18 protein-coding genes and 3 tRNA genes are annotated in these 16,771 nt (G+C 63.5%); 8 read left to right on the forward strand and 13 right to left on the reverse strand.

The genetic code is table 11. The features are described 5' to 3' along the window. Window positions 1-316 precede the first annotated feature (316 nt). Window positions 317-390: transfer RNA gene (locus OCK01_RS23090), tRNA-Gly, on the reverse strand. 19 nt (window positions 391-409) lie between these two features. Then, window positions 410-494: transfer RNA gene (locus OCK01_RS23095), tRNA-Tyr, on the reverse strand. Window positions 495-669: 175 nt separating this feature from the next. Between OCK01_RS23095 and rlmB the strand changes: the two genes are divergently transcribed. Continuing rightward, complete coding sequence (gene rlmB, locus OCK01_RS23100; RefSeq protein ID WP_263826013.1) at window positions 670-1,533, forward strand: 23S rRNA (guanosine(2251)-2'-O)-methyltransferase RlmB; 864 nt, start codon at window positions 670-672, stop codon at window positions 1,531-1,533. 39 nt (window positions 1,534-1,572) lie between these two features. On the opposite strand, the gene OCK01_RS23105 is transcribed toward rlmB, so the two are convergent. Next, a complete protein-coding gene (locus OCK01_RS23105) occupies window positions 1,573-2,625 on the reverse strand; it encodes a hypothetical protein (RefSeq protein ID WP_263826014.1) in 1,053 nt (350 codons plus the stop codon). 126 nt (window positions 2,626-2,751) lie between these two features. Between OCK01_RS23105 and OCK01_RS23110 the strand changes: the two genes are divergently transcribed. From OCK01_RS23110 to OCK01_RS23125, 4 genes are all read left to right on the forward strand, one after another. Further along, window positions 2,752-3,675, forward strand: a complete 924-nt coding sequence (locus tag OCK01_RS23110; protein WP_263826015.1) for an alpha/beta hydrolase — start codon at window positions 2,752-2,754, stop codon at window positions 3,673-3,675. A 73-nt stretch (window positions 3,676-3,748) separates the two neighbouring features. After that, window positions 3,749-3,824, forward strand: a tRNA-Thr gene (locus tag OCK01_RS23115). A gap of 206 nt (window positions 3,825-4,030) precedes the next feature. Further along, window positions 4,031-4,366 (forward strand): hypothetical protein, encoded by a 336-nt coding sequence (locus OCK01_RS23120; protein ID WP_182826355.1) that lies wholly within the window; start codon window positions 4,031-4,033, stop codon window positions 4,364-4,366. Window positions 4,367-4,376: 10 nt separating this feature from the next. Further along, a complete protein-coding gene (locus OCK01_RS23125; RefSeq protein WP_182826356.1) occupies window positions 4,377-4,526 on the forward strand; it encodes a hypothetical protein in 150 nt (49 codons plus the stop codon). A gap of 38 nt (window positions 4,527-4,564) precedes the next feature. Here the strand turns inward: OCK01_RS23125 and cobM are convergent, their stop codons facing one another. Together cobM and cbiE are read right to left on the reverse strand one after the other, a co-directional pair. Further along, entirely contained in the window at window positions 4,565-5,335 is a 771-nt protein-coding gene (cobM, locus tag OCK01_RS23130) for a precorrin-4 C(11)-methyltransferase (RefSeq protein WP_263826016.1), read from the reverse strand. Next, window positions 5,332-6,579: a precorrin-6y C5,15-methyltransferase (decarboxylating) subunit CbiE gene (cbiE, locus tag OCK01_RS23135; protein ID WP_263826017.1), complete on the reverse strand. Its 1,248-nt coding sequence runs from the start codon at window positions 6,577-6,579 to the stop codon at window positions 5,332-5,334. The genes cobM and cbiE overlap by 4 nt, the downstream gene beginning before the upstream one ends. On the opposite strand from cbiE, the gene OCK01_RS23140 reads away from it, so the two are divergent. After that, window positions 6,578-7,336 (forward strand): cobalt-precorrin-6A reductase, encoded by a 759-nt coding sequence (locus tag OCK01_RS23140; protein ID WP_263826018.1) that lies wholly within the window; start codon window positions 6,578-6,580, stop codon window positions 7,334-7,336. The two genes, cbiE and OCK01_RS23140, sit on opposite strands and share 2 nt — an antisense overlap. Here OCK01_RS23140 and OCK01_RS23145 read toward each other — a convergent pair. The 5 genes from OCK01_RS23145 to cobF are packed head-to-tail and all read right to left on the reverse strand — an operon-like array spanning window position 7,312 to window position 11,669. Next, window positions 7,312-8,085, reverse strand: coding sequence for a precorrin-3B C(17)-methyltransferase (locus tag OCK01_RS23145; RefSeq protein WP_263826019.1), 774 nt, complete (start codon window positions 8,083-8,085; stop codon window positions 7,312-7,314). The two genes, OCK01_RS23140 and OCK01_RS23145, sit on opposite strands and share 25 nt — an antisense overlap. Next, window positions 8,082-8,813 (reverse strand): precorrin-2 C(20)-methyltransferase, encoded by a 732-nt coding sequence (locus tag OCK01_RS23150; protein WP_263826020.1) that lies wholly within the window; start codon window positions 8,811-8,813, stop codon window positions 8,082-8,084. Before OCK01_RS23150 ends, OCK01_RS23145 begins: the two co-directional genes overlap by 4 nt. After that, entirely contained in the window at window positions 8,810-9,445 is a 636-nt protein-coding gene (locus tag OCK01_RS23155; protein ID WP_263826021.1) for a precorrin-8X methylmutase, read from the reverse strand. Before OCK01_RS23155 ends, OCK01_RS23150 begins: the two co-directional genes overlap by 4 nt. Further along, a complete protein-coding gene (cobG, locus tag OCK01_RS23160) occupies window positions 9,442-10,836 on the reverse strand; it encodes a precorrin-3B synthase (RefSeq protein ID WP_263826084.1) in 1,395 nt (464 codons plus the stop codon). The genes OCK01_RS23155 and cobG overlap by 4 nt, the downstream gene beginning before the upstream one ends. Before the next feature lie 56 nt (window positions 10,837-10,892). Then, window positions 10,893-11,669, reverse strand: a complete 777-nt coding sequence (cobF, locus tag OCK01_RS23165; protein WP_263826022.1) for a precorrin-6A synthase (deacetylating) — start codon at window positions 11,667-11,669, stop codon at window positions 10,893-10,895. 187 nt (window positions 11,670-11,856) lie between these two features. Between cobF and OCK01_RS23170 the strand changes: the two genes are divergently transcribed. Continuing rightward, entirely contained in the window at window positions 11,857-12,630 is a 774-nt protein-coding gene (locus tag OCK01_RS23170) for an NAD kinase (protein WP_263826023.1), read from the forward strand. A 145-nt stretch (window positions 12,631-12,775) separates the two neighbouring features. Next, window positions 12,776-13,408: a GntR family transcriptional regulator gene (locus OCK01_RS23175; RefSeq protein WP_182826366.1), complete on the forward strand. Its 633-nt coding sequence runs from the start codon at window positions 12,776-12,778 to the stop codon at window positions 13,406-13,408. Between the two features lie 267 nt (window positions 13,409-13,675). On the opposite strand, the gene OCK01_RS23180 is transcribed toward OCK01_RS23175, so the two are convergent. From OCK01_RS23180 to OCK01_RS23190, 3 genes are all read right to left on the reverse strand, one after another. Beyond that, complete coding sequence (locus OCK01_RS23180; RefSeq protein ID WP_263826024.1) at window positions 13,676-15,277, reverse strand: hypothetical protein; 1,602 nt, start codon at window positions 15,275-15,277, stop codon at window positions 13,676-13,678. Window positions 15,278-15,325: 48 nt separating this feature from the next. Further along, window positions 15,326-15,676 carry a DUF1491 family protein gene (locus OCK01_RS23185; protein WP_263826025.1) on the reverse strand — a complete coding sequence of 117 codons (351 nt, stop codon included), beginning with the start codon at window positions 15,674-15,676 and terminating at the stop codon, window positions 15,326-15,328. 122 nt (window positions 15,677-15,798) lie between these two features. After that, window positions 15,799-16,611: a ferredoxin--NADP reductase gene (locus tag OCK01_RS23190; RefSeq protein WP_263826026.1), complete on the reverse strand. Its 813-nt coding sequence runs from the start codon at window positions 16,609-16,611 to the stop codon at window positions 15,799-15,801. Between the last annotated feature and the right edge of the window lie 160 nt (window positions 16,612-16,771).

Here is a 16,771-nt window from a genome sequence, read left to right on the forward strand (position 1 = left end):
GTCTTGCCGTGGTCGACGTGACCGATCGTGCCAATGTTCACGTGCGGCTTATTCCGCTCAAACTTACCTTTTGCCATTCTTGCTTCCTCGAGATCAAAGGACGGGCCTGCCAGCGCATGGGTCCACGCCGGATTGCGCAGCCGTTTAGAGGTTTCGACGCAGGAGCGCAAGCAAAATCGTTGAGAAAGGATGAAGGGCCGGTCAGACCGATTCGCGGCGTTTGGATCGCCGAACCGGGGAAAAACCCGCGATGCGAAAAACCCGCCGCGGCCAAGCAGTTACACACCGGAATTCAAAAGATGCATGAAGAAGAGACTGGAGCGGGTAGCGGGAATCGAACCCGCGTATTCAGCTTGGAAGGCTGCTGCTCTACCATTGAGCTATACCCGCCTCGCGATCCGATGACGAATGGTGGAGAGAGTTGGATTTGAACCAACGTAGGCTGAGCCAACGGATTTACAGTCCGTCCCCTTTAACCACTCGGGCATCTCTCCGTTTTTCGTCGTCCGGATCAAGCGACCAAGCATTCTCGAAAGCAGTTGTTCGCTGCGTTCGTGGGGGGTATATGACCGCCCAACCGAAAACTGTCAACATGGCTTTCCAAATTTTTTGTCGGCTATTCACAAAACCGGCATACGACGCGGCGCCTCCCAAAAAGACTGTGATTTCATGAGCAAAGACACCAAGACCCCGAAAGATACGCATTACGCAAACCTCCGGCGCGCCGTGCGGGACCAGAAGCGCGAGCGCGGCGAACTGCCTCCCGCCCCGGCTTTCAAGCGCAAGGGGCCTGTGGATAAAAAGCCGGCGCTGCCGGGCGGCGACCTCGTCTGGCTCTATGGCATACACACCGTGCGCGCGGCCCTCGACAATCCCTCACGCAAGCTCCTCTCTCTCAAGGCGACGAAGAATGCGCTGGCCAGGCTGGAGATCAGCGACGTCGAGGCGCAGCCTTTTCCGATCGAGATCGTCAGCCCGCAGGATATCGACAAATTGCTGGGCGACGACGCGATCCATCAAGGCGTGCTGTTGGAGACGCGCCCTCTCCCGGTGCGCAAGCTCGATTCGCTCAAGGATCGGCCGCTGATTCTGGTGCTCGACCAGGTCACCGATCCGCACAATGTCGGGGCGATCCTGCGCTCGGCCGTCGCCTTCGACGCCGCCGCCGTCGTCACCACGGAGAGACATTCGCCGGCGGAATCGGGTGTGATGGCGAAGTCGGCTTCCGGCGCGCTCGAACTCATCCCCTATATCCAGATCACCAATCTGGCCGACGCGCTGGAAGAGCTGCACCGCCTCGGCTTCGAGACGATCGGTCTCGACTCGGAAGGGCCGCAGCCGCTCGAACAGACTTTTTCCAAGGACAAGGTGGCGCTGGTGCTGGGCGCGGAAGGCAAGGGCCTGCGCCAGAAGACGCGCAACACCTGCACCGCGCTTGCCCGGCTGGATATGCCCGGCGCGATCAAGTCGCTGAACGTCTCGAACGCCGCGGCGATCTCGCTTTATGCGGCGCGGACGCATCTCATGAAATAAAGCCGGCGCGCCCGGCCGCAACGGACGGGCGCAATCGCCTCACGACGCCAGATGGCAGACGGTAGGTCCCGCTTCGGGCGTAATGGCCGCCGCCGCGCCGTCCCAGACCAGCTTGGCCTTGTAGGTCACCACGCTCGGGACCTTGTCGATCTCGGCGGCGGCGTCCGGATTGGCCTGTTTCTCCTGATCATACTCCGCCTTGCAATCCGGAATCGGCGCGACCTCGCCGAGACCCGTGGCGCGCTTGACCTCGCCCAGGCAGGTCGCGTCGCCGGAATAGAGCGAGCAGGAGGCGGAATAGACGCGGTCGAAGGTCAGCGTGATCTTGTCGCCATCCACCGCGATGTCATAAAAATCCTGGCCGGCGAAGGCGTCTTCGAACAGCCGCTTCATCGCCGACTGATCATAGACCACGAAAGGCAGGCCGCCGTTGACGCTGTCGGGCGCCTGGAAAAACACGAATTTGCCTTTTGAACCGAGAAAATAACCGGCGGTCTCGTCTTTGACCGGCTTTTCGTCCTTGCCCGCGTCTTTCTTGCACGCCGCGGTTTGCGGCGCGATGGACAGGCTTTCGGCGCCCTTTTCGCCCAGATCGACTTCCTTGACCATATAGCCCGGGAATCGATAGCAGTTGACCTGCGGCTGTATGTCCGGATTGGCCTTGTCGGCGGGAAGCGGTTCGGTGTCGATGAACAGCGGCGCGTCGAATTTCGACGGCGGGCCGTCATCCTTGATGTCGCAGGCCACCGGCGCCTTCTTGCCCGTGGTGAAGCTCAGCGTCTCCTCGTCGCCCGCCAGCGTATAGGCGCCGTTGGTGAAGGAAAACCCCTCTTCGGTCTCGGCTTCCGGCAGACTGACCTTCTTTCCGTCCGTCAGGGTGAGGTCGACGCCGGCCTCGGTGAACACGCCATGAAGCTCTGTTCCGTCCTGGCAGGAGATGGTGACGATGTCGGCGACATCCATCGGTTCCTGGGCCTGATCGTCTGACGGTTGTTCCTGAGCGAAGGCAGGCCCGGTCGCGAGCATCAGGCTTGCGGCCAGCGTCAGCCCGCCCTTGCGTGAGAGTGTTCCGAATCGATGCAGAAACGTCATGTCTCATCCTCTCCCGAAACCCGATCGCAACCAGTTTCAAAGGTCTCGGTTGCGATGGGCGCGCATCTTACCTCTACTGAGGATGGGATAGCGCATGACGCGCAAGTTGAACATGGATTATCGAGCATGACCCCTTATCGCTTCGCACGCATTTTCGGCGCTGTGGCCTTTTTGCTGGCTGCGCCGCTCGTCCTTCGAGCTCCCGCGATCGCCGCCTCGACCAACCCTCTTCTCGATTTCCAATCCGATCCGCTGACGCAGTCCTTTCGGGACGGCTATCAGGGCGTGTCGGGCGCGACGGTGAATGTCGATATTCCCTATGGTCTCGACGACGACCAGAAATACGACGTCTATCTTCCCGAATCGCGATCCTCGGCGCCGGTGATCGTCATGGTGCATGGAGGCGACTGGTCGGGCGGCGACAAGCAGGAGTCCGCCGTCGCGGTCGCCAAAGCCGGCTACTGGGTCGCGAAAGGCTATGTCTTCGTCTCGATTAATTATCGGCTGCTCCCCAAGAAAGATCCCTTGATCCAGGCCGCCGACGTGGCGCTCGCGCTCGCTTCGGTGCAGAAGAACGCAGCCAACTGGTCCGCCGACGCCGGCAAGATCGTGCTGATGGGCGCCGGGGCCGGCGGCCACCTGACCGCCCTTCTCTCCTCCAATCCCTCGCTCGCCGCCGACCAGGGGGCCAAGCCCTGGACTGCGGCGGTGGTGCTGGAAACGCCGGCGCTCGACATTCCGGCAATCATGCAATCGAACCATTCCGCCGTCTATGCCACCGCCTTCGGCTCCAATCTCGAATATTGGGAGGATTCCTCGCCGACCGACCTTCTGGCGACGAGCGGCTTGCCGATGATGGTCGTATGCTCCGCCGAAAGCGCCAGCGATTCCTGCGGCAAGGCGCGAGCCTTCGCGTCTGCGGCGGAACGGAAGGGCGTCTCCGTGACGGTCTCGCCTCAGAGTGTCTCCTCGGGCGACGTCAACGCCCAACTCGGCGTGGCCAGCGGCTACACGGCGATGGTCGACGACTTCATCCAATCCGTTCTCTGACGGCGCAGGCCGGCGCGACGGAGACCATTTTCTGCTTTACACGAAGAGTGAATCTGCTATTCCGAGCGCGGATGCCCTTATAGCTCAGTTGGTAGAGCACCTGATTTGTAATCAGGGGGTCGCGAGTTCGAGTCTTGCTGGGGGCACCACCGAATTCAAGCAGTCGAGGCGGGTCTCCCGATATGGGTAGCCCGCCTTCTTCGTTATTTGCCCGAATTCGCGTCAGAACCCACGAATTCCGGTGCTTTACCCGCGGCGATTCGCTCCCTCTTACGTTTCGATCGCGATTTTCCGAAATTTTCTCGGAACCACCTTCACGCCTCCGCGTTGATCCGGGGAACAAACGAGGTGGATCATGAAGGACGATACTTTGTCGAATGGCCGACAGGCCCTGGAGCAACAGCTCGCTACGCTCCGCGAGCAGATCTCCGATATTTCGGAAGCTCTGTCGGGGATGACGAGCGATGCGGCGGATGCAGCGCGACCGCGCCTGCGCTCGGCGTCGAAACAGGCGCGTCGCGCCGCCCACACGCTGCGTGTCCAGGGCGAAGACGCGATGGAAACAGTCCGCGCGCACCCGGGCACGGCGACGTCCATCGCGGTCACGGCAGGCCTGATCGGCGCAGCCATCGGCTATCTCGCGGGCGCGGCAAGCGCTTCCGAGCCGCCGCGCTCGAAATGGCGTTTCTGAGGGAGCGCTCATGAGCAGGAACAATGCGCTTTATCTGATCATCGGCGCACTTGTCGTCGCGGTGATCGGATTTTCGGTCTACGCCTATCGCGAGGAAAGCAAACCCGAAGGCGTGGAGCTGAAGCTCAACGAAAACGGCGTCTCGGTCGAAAGCAATTGATCTGAAGGGCCGGCCTCGCGCCGGCCCTTTCGATTCTTTTACAGTGAGAACCCGTCGCGGCCGCGGAAGCGACGCTGGTAGTCGGGATCGTAGAGCGAACTCTCGCGAAAATCCTCCGCCGCCAGCCCCGGCCCAACGAAAATCAGCGCCGTGCGGTCGATCGGATCTTCCTGCACCAGGGCCTCGATGGTCGAGAGCGTGCCCCTGACGATTCGCTGGTCCGGCCAGCTGGCCTTGACGACGATGGCGACCGGGCAGTCGGCGCCATAAAGCGGCATCAGCTCCGCCACCACCTGCGGCAAAGCGTGAATGGCGAGATGGATGGCGAGCGTGGCGCCGCTCTCGCCGAAGACTTCCAGCCTTTCCTTGCCCGGCATCGGCGAGGCGCGGCCCGACACCCGGGTCAGCACCAGGCTTTGCGCCACGGAGGGAATGGTCAGTTCACGGCCAAGCGCGGCAGCGGCGGCGGCGAAGGACGGCACGCCCGGGGTCAGCGTATAGGCGATCCCGTGCCGATCCAGCCGGCGCATCTGTTCGGCGACCGCGCTCCAGACCGAGAGATCGCCGGAATGCAGCCGCGCCACATCCTGGCCAGCTTCCTCCGCCTTGAGATATTCCGCTTCGATCTCGTCGAGCGACATCGGCGCCGTGTCGACGATGCGCGCGCCTTCGGGGCAATAAGACAACAGCTCCGGCGATACGATCGAGCCGGCATAGAGGCAGACGGGGCATTCGCCGATCAGGCGCGCGCCGCGCAAAGTGATGAGATCGGCCGCGCCGGGGCCGGCGCCGATGAAATGTACCGTCATGTCTCGTCTTTCCAGTTATTCGGCTTCACCCAGCGCCATTGCGTCAGCGGCATGGCGGGCCGCCAGCCGGTCATCGCGCCCACGGGAGAGGCGCGCGACAGTTCGATCCGCGTCAGCGATCCGCCGTGCTTCGCATGTTCCGCCAAGAGAACCGCATCCATTTCCAAGGTCACCGAATTGGCGACCAGTGTTCCGCCCGGCCTGACCGCGGCGATCGCCGCATCCATCACGCCCGGTTCCGAGCCGCCGCCGCCGATGAAGATCGCGTCCGGCGTCGGCAGGCCCGAAAGCGCAACGGGCGCCTGTCCCTCGACCGTCGCCAGACCGGGAACGCCGAAGGCGGCCGCATTGCGGCGGATGCGGGCGGCGCGCTCCGCATGCCCTTCGATAGCGATGGCGCGCATGGCGGGATGGCGCAGCATCCATTCGATGGCGATCGAGCCGGAGCCCGCGCCGATATCCCACAGCAACTCGCCCTTGAGCGGCGACAGCGCCGACAGCGTGAGCGCGCGCGCCTCGCGCTTGGTGATCTGTCCGTCATGCTCGAACAGCGAATCGTTTAGGCCCGGCGCGAGCGGCAGCACGCGGGCGCCCTCGCCCGCCTCCACCTCGACCGCGCAGATATTGAGCGGGTTCACGGATGTGAGCGCATAGGCGTCGGCGCGCATGGCGGTCAACCGCTCGCTGTCGCCGCCAAGCGCCTCGAGCACGAACAGCCGGGAGGCGCCGAAGCCGCTTTCGGTCAGAAGCGACGCGAGTTCAGCAGGCCCTTTTTCATCGGAGGTCAGCGCGAGAATGCGCGCGCAGGGCTGCAGATGTGGGCGGATGAGATCGATCGGACGACCATGCAGCGACACCAGCGCCAGATCCTGCAGCGGCCAACCGAGCCGGGAGGCCGCCAGGCTGAAGGCGCTCGGATGCGGGACGACTCGCATCTCACGTGCGTCGATGCTGCGCGAGAGCGTCGCGCCCATGCCGAAAAAGAACGGGTCGCCGGAGGCGAGCACGCAGACGCGGCGGCCCCGCAGGCCCTTGATTTCCTGAACCGAGAGGTCGATGGGCGAAGCCCAGCGCCGGCCCTCGCCCGTGATCAGCGTTGCGGCGAGCTCGAGATGGCGGGCGCCGCCATAAACGATTTCGGCGGCCGCGATCCTGTGCTTGGCCTCGTCGCCGAGCCCGGTTATACCGTCTTCGCCGAGGCCGATAATTTCGAGCCAGGGCGTCGAAAGGATGTTTTCAGACATGGCGGCCTCCAAAATCCTCATTCTCGGCGGCACGACGGAAGCGCGCAAATTGGCCGAAGCGCTGGCGCCGCGCAAGGATCTCGACGTCACCGTGTCGCTGGCCGGCCGCACGCAGGAGCCTAGGCCGTTGCCGGTCAATACCCGTCACGGCGGATTTGGAGGCGTCGAGGGACTGGCGGCTCATCTGAAAGCGGAAGACATCGCTCTGCTTGTTGACGCGACCCATCCCTTTGCCCAACGCATGACGCCCAACGCCATTGCCGCGGCTGGTCTGGTCGGAACGCCGCTGCTCTGCCTCAGTCGTCCCGGCTGGGTGGAGGAACCGGGAGACGACTGGCGCATCGTCGCGTCGATCGAAGACGCGGTAGAAATGATCGGCGTCGCGCCGCGACGGGTCTTTCTCGCCATCGGCCGGCAGGAGGCGCATCTGTTTTCGCGCGCGCCGCAGCATTTTTATCTCGCCCGCAGCGTCGACCCTATCGATCCGCCGATCGCGGCGCCGGATTGCCGCTACATTCTTGCGACCGGTCCCTTCTCGCTGGATGATGAAATAAACCTGCTCACAGAATACGCCATCGATGTGGTCGTGTCGAAAAACTCCGGCGGCGCGGCGACCTATGCCAAGATCGAGGCGGCCCGCCGTCTCGGGCTTCCGGTTGTCATAGTCGAGCGCAAACGCATTGACGGCGCCGCTTGCGTCGCGACGGTCGAAAGCGCGTTGGCCTTCATCGATCACGCTTTGGCCCCAGCGAAGTAACGCGGCGAATAGACGAGATCGGACTTGCCCGGCCGAGTGATGATGCGGGTTTCCGGCGAGCCGATGATCACGCAGGTCGCCATGTCGGCCATGCCGGCTTCGGCCTCCGACAGCGGCCTGACCACGATCTTTTCATCCGGGCGGCCGGCGGCGCGGCCGAAAATGATCGGCGTCGTCGGCGGCAGAATCTCGGCCAGCAGCGTGAAGGCTTCGCCCAGCTGCCAGGGCCGCGCCTTGCTGATCGGATTGTAGAGCGCGATCACGAAGCCGGCTTCGGCGGCAAGTCGCAGCCTCCGGGTGATGACGTCCCAAGGCTTGAGATTGTCCGACAGCGACATGCAGCAGAAATCATGGCCGAGCGGCGCGCCGGAACGGGCTGCCACGGCCAGCATCGCCGTGACGCCGGGTGTTATGACGAGATCGATCTCGCGCCAGTCTTCAGGCCCCTTTTCGATCGCTTCGCAGACGGCGGCGGCCATGGCGAAGACGCCGGGATCGCCGCCCGAAACAACCGCGACATCGACGCCGGCGGCTGCGCGTGTCAGCGCCGCATTGGCGCGGTCGAGCTCCTCGCGATTGTCGGAGGCGACGCGGATCTGGTCAGCGCGGAGCGACAGACGGTCGATATAGGGGAAATAGCCGAAGAATTCCGTCGCCTTCTCCACCGCCGCCACGGCTTCAGGCGTCATCTGCTCGGGCGAGCCGGGGCCGGTGCCGATCACATAGAGCGTGCCCTTGGCGCCGGTCATGGCTTGTCCTTCCAGCCCGGCACGAGCACGATCGAGAAATAGGGCGCCGCGTCGTCCTGCTTCTGGGCGAGCGGAATCATCTGGGTGTTGGCCATGGTGCCGCGTTCGACATAGACGGCCTGATTGATGCGGCCGGTCTCCGCCAGCGCCCGGCGGATCTTCGGCAGGTTGCGACCCACCTTCATGATCACCGCCGCTTCGGTGTCGTTTAACCGGCGAACCAATTCCAGCTCGCGCATCGTACCCGGCAAAACAGACAGGACATCATCGCCCTGCACGATCGGCACGCCCGCCTGCGACCAGCAGCCCGACATGGCGGTGACGCCTGGAATGACCTCGGTCGGATAGCGATGGGCGAGCCGCACATGCAGATGCATATAGGAGCCGTAGAACAGCGGATCGCCTTCGCTCAGCACCGCCACGGTGCGGCCGGCGTCGAGATGCTCGGCCACGCGCACCGCCGACTCCTCGTAGAAATCGTTGATCTGGCTGATATAGCCGTTCTCATATTTCTCGATTTCCGTGGTCACCGGATAATAGAGCGGCAGTTCGATGATGTCGTCGCGGACGATGCCGTCGACGATGCTGCGGCCATTGCCGCGCCGTCCGGCCTTGGCGAAATAGGCCATGACATCGGCCGACGCGAGCGCCTTCACCGCTTTGACGGTCATCAGGTCGGGGTCGCCGGGGCCGGTGCCGACGCCGATCAGTCGTCCCGGCGCGCTCACAAGCCCGGCCTCGCCAGCGAGTTCAGCGCCGCAGCCGTCATGGCGCTGCCGCCCAGGCGGCCGCGCACGATGGCGAAGGGCACGCCATAGGAATTGTCCGCCAGCGCATCCTTGGATTCGCGCGCGCCGACAAAGCCCACCGGCATGCCGACAATCGCAGCCGGCTTGGGCACGGCGCCGTCGCGCAGAAGTTCGAGCAGATAGAAGAGCGCGGTCGGCGCATTGCCGATCGCCACGACGGAGCCCGCCATGCGCTCGCCCCAGAGCTGGATCGCCGCCGCCGAGCGGGTGTTGCCGATTTCCTTGGCGATCTCGGCGGTGCGCGGATCGCGCAGCGTACAGATCACGTCGTTATTGGCCGGCAGCCGGGCTGCGGTCACGCCGCGCGCCACCATTTCGGCGTCGCAAAAGATCGGCGCTCCAGATTTCAGCGCGTCGCGGGCGGCGTCGACGAATCCAGGCGAAAAATGAAAATGTTCGACCGCCTCGACCATGCCGGCGGCATGGATCATGCGCACGGCGAGATCGGCCTCGGCTTCGGAGAAACGCGTCAGATCCGCCTCGCGGCGGATGATGGCGAAGGACTGCTCGTAAATGGCGTTCCCGTCGCGGATATAGTCGTATTCGGTCATGTCCCGTCCAATTGCAGAGCCGAGGCGATGCGCCGCGCTCCGAGCCGTGTAAGGCACTGAGCGGCCGATTCGCCATCCTCTCTGCTGTCCCGCACCATGGACGCCAGGCGTCCAAATGCGCTCCCAATGTCGTTTTCAGCACTATAGGCGGATGGCGAGGCCGAAGCCGCCCCATTTACGACAAGCCCATAGCCTGTTGACGCACCCACCAGCGTCAATACAGAAGCGGCTGGATGCGCACAACCCTTGGCGCAGCCCGACAAATGCAGGGTGAACGAGCCGTCGAGCAACTCCGGCGCAATGGCGACGAGGCGATCGGCGAGCGCCCGCGTGTCGAAATAGGCCGAGGCGCAGCCGGTCGCGCCCGCGCAGAGCGCGATCGCGCGGCGCGGATCGGCAGAGTCGGTCCAGAAGCCGAGGTCGGCGGCGGCCTGACGCAAGGCGCGCGCGACCTCCTGCGAGGGGCAGAGCGCATGGAAGCCATGGTCGGGCGCGAGCCTCATCTCACCAACGCCGAGCCGGGCGGCGTGATCGCACAAGGCCTTAATCGCGGCGGTCTGCGCCTGGACATAGGCGAACGATAGGCCCAGCGCCACGCCGCCGTCTTCGATAGGATGAAGGCCGAGAAGCGGCGGCGCCTGCATCGACAGCTCGATCGCCCGAAGATCGATCCGCGTCGTATAATGCGCGGAAAGGGCATCGTCCGGCAGGTCGCGTCCGCGCGCCCCCGGCCCCATCGCATGCAACATTGTCAGGAGATGGAGCGCGGCGTCGACCGCCTGCCCTTCCTCGACGATGCCCAGACGCCGGGCTTTCGCCGCCGTGCCGCCGCAGGACACGACGAAGCGGATCTGCCCGCCCGAATCGCGGAACGCCGTCAGTCTGATATCCGCCGTCACCGCCCCGAGATGAAACCGTCCGCCGCCGTCGATGGTCACGGCCAGCTTGGCCGCCAGCGCGAGCGGCGGTTCAAAGGCTGCGACGCGGCCGCGCAGTTCGGCGGCGATCGGCCTGACATCGATGAGCTCATCCGGATCGAGCCCGGCGAGCGGCGGCGTCTCGACGCCGAGCCCGCGGGTCGGTATCACCCCGGACGCGAGCACCGCCGTCTCGAAATCGGCCACCGTTTCCGGCTTCAGGCCTCTCGCCTGCAGGCTGCCGCGGGCGGTGATCTCGATCAGGCCATTGCCGAAACGCTTTGTCGCCTCCGCGAGCGCGGCGAGCTGGTAAAAGGTCAGCGCAGAATTCACCGGTCTGAGACGCGCCAGCAGACCGTCGCCGGTCGGCATCGGCTGAGACAGCGTCGGACATTCGCCGCGCCGGATCGGCGGCAGGGGAAAATGCTGTGCGGCGTTCGGCGAGAGCGCGAGGATCATGGCGTCATCCATCATGGGCACGAGTTAAACGCCTTTTCTAAATGCCGGGCAAGGGAGCGCCTTGCGCGAGGTCAAGCCTCGTCATCGAAATCCGCGCCCTTGCGCAGCAGATAGATGTCCATGATCCAGCCATGCTCGGCGCGAGCCGCGGCCCGGGTCTCCAGGATCTCCTGTTTCTTCTCCTGAAGATTGCCGGAAATAACGATTTCGTGCTCGGAGCCGAGATAGGCGCCCCAGAAGATTTCCGCCTCGGGATCGTCGATCTTCGCGAAGGCCTGCTCGCCGTCGAGCATCGCCACCGACGCCTGGCTTTTGTCGGGAAAATTTTCCGCCAGCCGCCGTCCGGTGGTGATCTCCACCGGCTTGCCGACCAGGTTGAGCGGAATGCGATGCGCGGCGCACAGCGCCTGGATCGAGGTGATGCCCGCGATCACCTTCACCTCGAATTCGACGCCGCCCGCCGCGCGCACACGTTCGAGAATGCGCAGCGTCGAATCATACAGCATCGGGTCGCCCCAGACCAGAAAGGCGCCGACGCCATCCTCGCCGAGTTCGGAGAGGAACAGGTCTTCATAGATCCGGGTGATGGCGGCGTGCCAGTCGTCGACGCCGCGCTGATAGCTGGGTTCGGTGGCGTCGCGCACCGGCAGCGCATAGTCGACGCTGCGGGTCGTGGGATTGGTGACATAGCGGCGAATGATCTCGCGCCTCGTCTCGGCGAGATCGGCCTTCCTGGCGCCCTTGGTGGGAATGAACAGCACATCGGCGCTGTTCAGCGCATTGATCGCTTCGATGGTGACATGTTCGGGATTGCCGGTTCCGATGCCGATCACGAGAATTTTGCGCATCCGCGTCTCCTTGTCCCGCCATGATAGGCGGTCGCGTGGCGGTTCTTTTGCTGAAAGCGGCGCCGCGCGTCAAACGCCGAAGGCGGAAAAATACGCCCGTTGAAGCGAAACTATGGAATTTCAAGGCCTTTTGATCCCGGTCGATTTCATGTAGCAATTTCCTCCCGATCCCGTTTTTGAGCGCGTCATGCCCCGAAACTTCAAGTCCATCGCCTTTGCCGCCTCCGCCACCGACGAGGCCGAAGCGGCTCGGGCCGAACTCGCCGCGCTCTATGATCACGTGCCGATGGAGCAAGCCGATGTCGTGGTGGCGCTCGGCGGCGACGGCTTCATGCTGCAGACGCTGCACGCCATCATGGATACGGGCAAGATGGCCTATGGCATGAATCGCGGTTCGGTCGGCTTCCTGATGAACTCCTATACCAAGGACGGATTGATCGAGCGGATCGAGAAGGCCGTGTGCAACGAGATCCGGCCACTGAAAATGCAGACGATCAACGCCGATGGCGGCAAATCGCTCGCTTACGCCATCAACGAAGTCTCGCTGTTTCGGCAATCCTATCAGGCGGCCAAGTTCAAAGTGACGGTGGATGGGCGCGAGCGGCTGGCGGAGCTGATCTGCGACGGACTGCTGCTGTCGACGCCAGCCGGCTCCACCGCCTATAATTTCTCCGCCCATGGGCCGATCTTGCCGCTCGAAGCGCCGCTGATCGCCATGACGCCGGTCAGCGCCTTCCGTCCCCGCCGTTGGCGCGGCGCGCTGCTGCCGGAAAAACTGACCGTCGACATTACCGTGCTCGAGCCGGACAAACGTCCCGTCAATGCGGTCGCCGACAACACCGAGGTCAAATCGGTGATTTCCGTGCGCGTCACCCAGTCCGAAGGGCGGACGACGCGGCTCCTTTCGGACCCCGATCATTCCTGGTCCGACCGGATCCTCGCCGAGCAATTCGTCGACTGATCAATTTTATTGAACATTGCAAAACCGCGCGCCAGCGGCAGTCGCCATCGCTTGAATATTTTCCTAACATCATTGATATATCAGCTGGTTTGACATTCGCCGTCCGATGTGCGACCGATCTGATATATCAAATTGGATGCCAGCCATGCCCGACGAGCCCGTATCATCGACGCCGTCCCAGAGCCGTCTCGCCTATCTTAAGCTCGAGAGCCTGATCGTGACGCTGCGGTTGGCTCCAGGCTCGCTGGTGACGGAAAAGCAGTTGATCACCGAGCTCGGCCTCGGCCGCACGCCGGTGCGCGAGGCGATCCAGAAGCTCGAATGGCAGGGGCTGATCAGTATAAAACCGCGGGCGGGACTTCAGATCGCGGCGCTCAATGCGAATCATCCGGCGATGGTGCTGCAGACAAGACGGCAACTCGAACCGCTGGCGGCGAAGCTGATGGCGGATGTCATCACGCCTGAAGCACGACAACGGCTGATCGATTGCGCCAAGGCCATGACAGAGTGCGCGGTGACCGGCGACAAGGACGGTTTTCTCGCGGCCGATAAAGTGTTCGACGAGGTGTTGGAGGACACCTGCCCCAATCCATTTTTGTCGCAGGCGCTCGGCGCGTTGCAGACCCATTCGCGGCGCTACTGGTATCACAGCGCCAACCAGGCCTCGCTCGACCTCTCGGTCAGCCTGCATGTGCGGGTGATCAGGGCGCTGCTGAACGGCGATGCGAGCGAGGCCGAACGCGCGATGGGCGATCTGATCGACGGACTGCGGATCTGAACCCGCCTTACGACGGGGCGTTTCGACTTTTGAAAACGACCGCGCCTCCGATCGCCAAAATTTGCTTCAGATCAACATGTCCGGCGCGAAAGCGACTTATAGAATCATCATGGCAGGTAACGCATGCGCCATCTCGGCGGGGACCGAAAGCGTAGAGGGCATACCTGTTGATGGCGCGGTTTGTTGGCGGACCAGCCGCGCCACATCCCATCACGGGGGCGCTGTGCGGCGCGCGGGGAAACACTCCCGCGCGCCGCACATGCATGGTCACAACAGAAAATCAGCCTTGTGCAGTTCACCTGGTCTGATCGATTGCAGCGTGATCCTATCTCCGCCGTCGGCAGCGATCACCACATCGTCGCCATGCGCGATCATGTGGCTTTTGAGATCCGCATAGGAAGAGAAGTCGCCCGCGCCGCTCAGGTCGATCCTGTCGCGGCCGGGATCGAAATCCGTCACCACATCGTGACCGAAGCCGCTCTCGAATACGAAGACATCGTCGCCGCCTTTGCCTGTCAACTGGTTGTCGCCGCGATTTCCGGTGATTCGATTGGCGAGACTGTTGCCGGTTCCATCGGCGGCAGCCGAACCTGTCAGCTCCAGATTTTCGACATTGGCGCCGAGCGCGTGGGAATAGGAGATCTGCACGGTATCGATTCCCTCGCCCTTGCGTTCCACGATGCGCACCGATCCGCCCAGGGCATAGATGTCATCGCCGCCGCCGCCATGAACCTTGCCTTTCACCTCGCCCGTCAGACTGCTGAACCAGTCGTCGCCCCCGCCCAGTTTTACGTCGCCGTCGATCGTCCCGGTGTTGAGAATTTTCTCGATTCCCGCGCCGGCCTGGATGGCCACGCCGGAGGCTGCGGTGATGTTGGCGGCGTTGGTGATGGCGGTGACGCCTGTCGACGTTATCCGGATTGCGGCGTCGGTGGACGAGGCGCCGCGGATGATGTTTTCGTTGGTGATCACGGCGCCGTCGCCGACGACAAGCAGCGCCACCTTTCCCGACAGTGTGGCCGAGGTGGTCAGCACGGCGTCGTCCCCCATCAGTGCGACGCCGGTCTTTGCACCGCTGATGGTCTTTTGATTGGTGAGGACGACATCGTCGCCGGAGGAATAGACGCCGTAAGTCGCGCCCGACATTCTCTCGGTGTTGGTGATGGTCGCATTGTCGCCTGTAGAGCGAATGGCGGCGGCGCGGCCGATGACCACGCCGTCATTGGAGATCAGCGCGCCGGCGGCGCTCGAAAACACGCCATCGCTGTCGGCGGAAATCTTGCCGTGGTTGACGATCTCGGCGGCCCTGCCTGTCGAGGCGACGCCTCGGCCGTGTGAGGATGTGAGCGCGCCCGAATTGATCAGGTCGGCGTCGCTGCCCGAGGATGAGATGCAGTCGCCGAAGGCTTTGATCGATCCGTTGTTGTTGATCGAAGCGTCAGCGGCGCGGCTGAAGATCGCGCGCGCACGGGTCGAGACGATCGTCGCATCATTGGTGACCGTCGCGTCGACGCCGTGAAGGTCGAGGGCGACGCCCTTGGCCGCGATCGCGCCCGCATTGCCGAAAGTCAGGCCGCCGCTCAGGACCGACAAACCCGCCCCGCCGCTGTTCAGCACACCCGTACTTTCGATCTTTATATCGTCGCCGGCGTCTACGCCGGATTGAGAGGCTGCGCCCAGCGTCCAGAGCGGACCATGGGTCGAGGACAAGGTTCCCTGGATCTTGAACACGCGTCCGCCGGCGGCCGAGGAGGCGTCGATCGCCAGGCCGGACGTTGCGATGGTCACGCCCGTCGACAGGATCCATTCCTCGCCGCTGATATTGGCGACCAGAGTGGTTTTCATATTTTTCGTGATGGCAATCGTCATGATCGTCCCCGGATGGGACGACAATACCGGCGCGCCGCTTATGATAGGTTAATGCGCCGGGTCGTGATCCACAGTGAGCAGCCCTTCGACATTGTCTGTCTCCAGCTCGACCAGCCAGAGATCCGGATCGAATTTCGCCTCTCGGGCGATGACGGCTTCGACATCGGCCCCCTCGCCGTTGCGGACGCGGATCTCGAAGCGGCGGTCGCCGGACGTCTCGGCGTCGAACAGACTTTGCGGCGCCGGGCCATAGAGCGTCTCCCGACCATCGCGACCGCGGGTACGGATGAAAATCGCCCCGGCTTCCGCCGCCCCCTTGCGCTCCACGGCCGCAAAGCCGCCCGAGGAGAAGACGCGGCGGATCAGGGCGGAAACGAAGAATTCGGATGTGACGCGCATGGCGGTGTCTTAGGATCAATGCCGCCAGCTGTCAAAACAGCCGACGACGATGTCGGGCGGCGGCCTGCGGTCGTCGACGCTCGCCATCTCGTGGATCGCGTCGCCCACGCCGCGGCTCGGCGTCAATCGACGAAGGCGCGTTCGATGACGAATTCGCCCGGCTTGTTGTTGGCGCCTTCATTGAGGCCCGCATCGATCAGCAACTGCTTGGTTTCCTTGAGCATGGCGGCAGAGCCGCAGATCATGCCGCGATCGATGGCCGGGTCGATCGGCGGCACGCCGAGATCGGCGAACATCTTGCCCGACCGGATATTGTCGGTGATGCGGCCCTGAAAGGGATAGTCCTCGCGGGTCACGGTGGCATAGTGCTTGAGCTTGTCGCCGACGATCTCGCTCAGGAATTCGTGGTTCCTGATCTCCTCGATCAGGTCGAAGCCGTATTTTAACTCCGCCACCTCACGCGTCGTGTGGCAAAGGATGACTTCCTCGAACTTCTCATAGGTCTCGGGATCGCGGATCAGGCTGGCGAAGGGCGCGATGCCGGTGCCGGTCGAGAACATATAGACCCGCTTGCCAGGAAGCAGCGCATCGTTGACCAGGGTGCCGGTGGATTTCTTGCGCATCAGCACCGTGTCGCCGACCTGCACATTTTGCAGATGCTGGGTGAGCGGGCCGTCCGGCACCTTGATCGAGAAGAATTCCAGTTCCTCATCCCAGGCCGGGCTGGCGATCGAATAGGCGCGATAGACGGGCTTGCCCTCGACCATTAGGCCGATCATCGCGAATTCGCCCGAGCGGAAACGGAAATCCTGCGGCCGCGTCATGCGGAAGCGGAACAGCCGGTCGGTGTAATGCTGAACGGCGGTGACCGTCTCGGCATAGACGCCCGCCGGAATGGCGGAAACGATCTCGGGATTGGTGGCGGGCGCGTTCATGGAGCTTCGATCCTCGGACGTATTTTCTAACTCTGGCGGGGCTGATAGACCATTCAAAGCGGAACTTGAAGGTAGGGATTTCCACCAGAACCGGCTCACAGGGAAAAGGCTTTCAATCTCGCCAATCCCGAGCCTCGCTCGGCCTATACCGCCTTCCGCC

The organism is Rhizobium sp. TRM95796 (genome assembly GCF_025779995.1).
Taxonomy (GTDB): domain Bacteria; phylum Pseudomonadota; class Alphaproteobacteria; order Rhizobiales; family Rhizobiaceae; genus Rhizobium_E.

Bases quoted from the DNA above. Each gene is read 5' to 3' on its own strand.
- OCK01_RS23155 (WP_263826021.1), bottom strand. From the start codon at position 9,445: ATGACCGAATACGACTATATCCGCGACGGGAACGCCATTTACGAGCAG.
- OCK01_RS23175 (WP_182826366.1), top strand. From the start codon at position 12,776: ATGCCCGACGAGCCCGTATCATCGACGCCGTCCCAGAGCCGTCTCGCC.
- cobG (WP_263826084.1), bottom strand. From the start codon at position 10,836: ATGATGGATGACGCCATGATCCTCGCGCTCTCGCCGAACGCCGCACAG.
- cobF (WP_263826022.1), bottom strand. From the start codon at position 11,669: ATGCGCAAAATTCTCGTGATCGGCATCGGAACCGGCAATCCCGAACAT.
- OCK01_RS23190 (WP_263826026.1), bottom strand. From the start codon at position 16,611: ATGAACGCGCCCGCCACCAATCCCGAGATCGTTTCCGCCATTCCGGCG.
- OCK01_RS23125 (WP_182826356.1), top strand. From the start codon at position 4,377: ATGAGCAGGAACAATGCGCTTTATCTGATCATCGGCGCACTTGTCGTC.
- OCK01_RS23170 (WP_263826023.1), top strand. From the start codon at position 11,857: ATGCCCCGAAACTTCAAGTCCATCGCCTTTGCCGCCTCCGCCACCGAC.
- OCK01_RS23185 (WP_263826025.1), bottom strand. From the start codon at position 15,676: ATGCGCGTCACATCCGAATTCTTCGTTTCCGCCCTGATCCGCCGCGTC.
- OCK01_RS23105 (WP_263826014.1), bottom strand. From the start codon at position 2,625: ATGACGTTTCTGCATCGATTCGGAACACTCTCACGCAAGGGCGGGCTG.
- OCK01_RS23120 (WP_182826355.1), top strand. From the start codon at position 4,031: ATGAAGGACGATACTTTGTCGAATGGCCGACAGGCCCTGGAGCAACAG.
- OCK01_RS23110 (WP_263826015.1), top strand. From the start codon at position 2,752: ATGACCCCTTATCGCTTCGCACGCATTTTCGGCGCTGTGGCCTTTTTG.
- OCK01_RS23140 (WP_263826018.1), top strand. From the start codon at position 6,578: ATGGCGGCCTCCAAAATCCTCATTCTCGGCGGCACGACGGAAGCGCGC.
- OCK01_RS23145 (WP_263826019.1), bottom strand. From the start codon at position 8,085: ATGACCGGCGCCAAGGGCACGCTCTATGTGATCGGCACCGGCCCCGGC.
- OCK01_RS23180 (WP_263826024.1), bottom strand. From the start codon at position 15,277: ATGACGATTGCCATCACGAAAAATATGAAAACCACTCTGGTCGCCAAT.
- cbiE (WP_263826017.1), bottom strand. From the start codon at position 6,579: ATGTCTGAAAACATCCTTTCGACGCCCTGGCTCGAAATTATCGGCCTC.
- rlmB (WP_263826013.1), top strand. From the start codon at position 670: ATGAGCAAAGACACCAAGACCCCGAAAGATACGCATTACGCAAACCTC.
- cobM (WP_263826016.1), bottom strand. From the start codon at position 5,335: ATGACGGTACATTTCATCGGCGCCGGCCCCGGCGCGGCCGATCTCATC.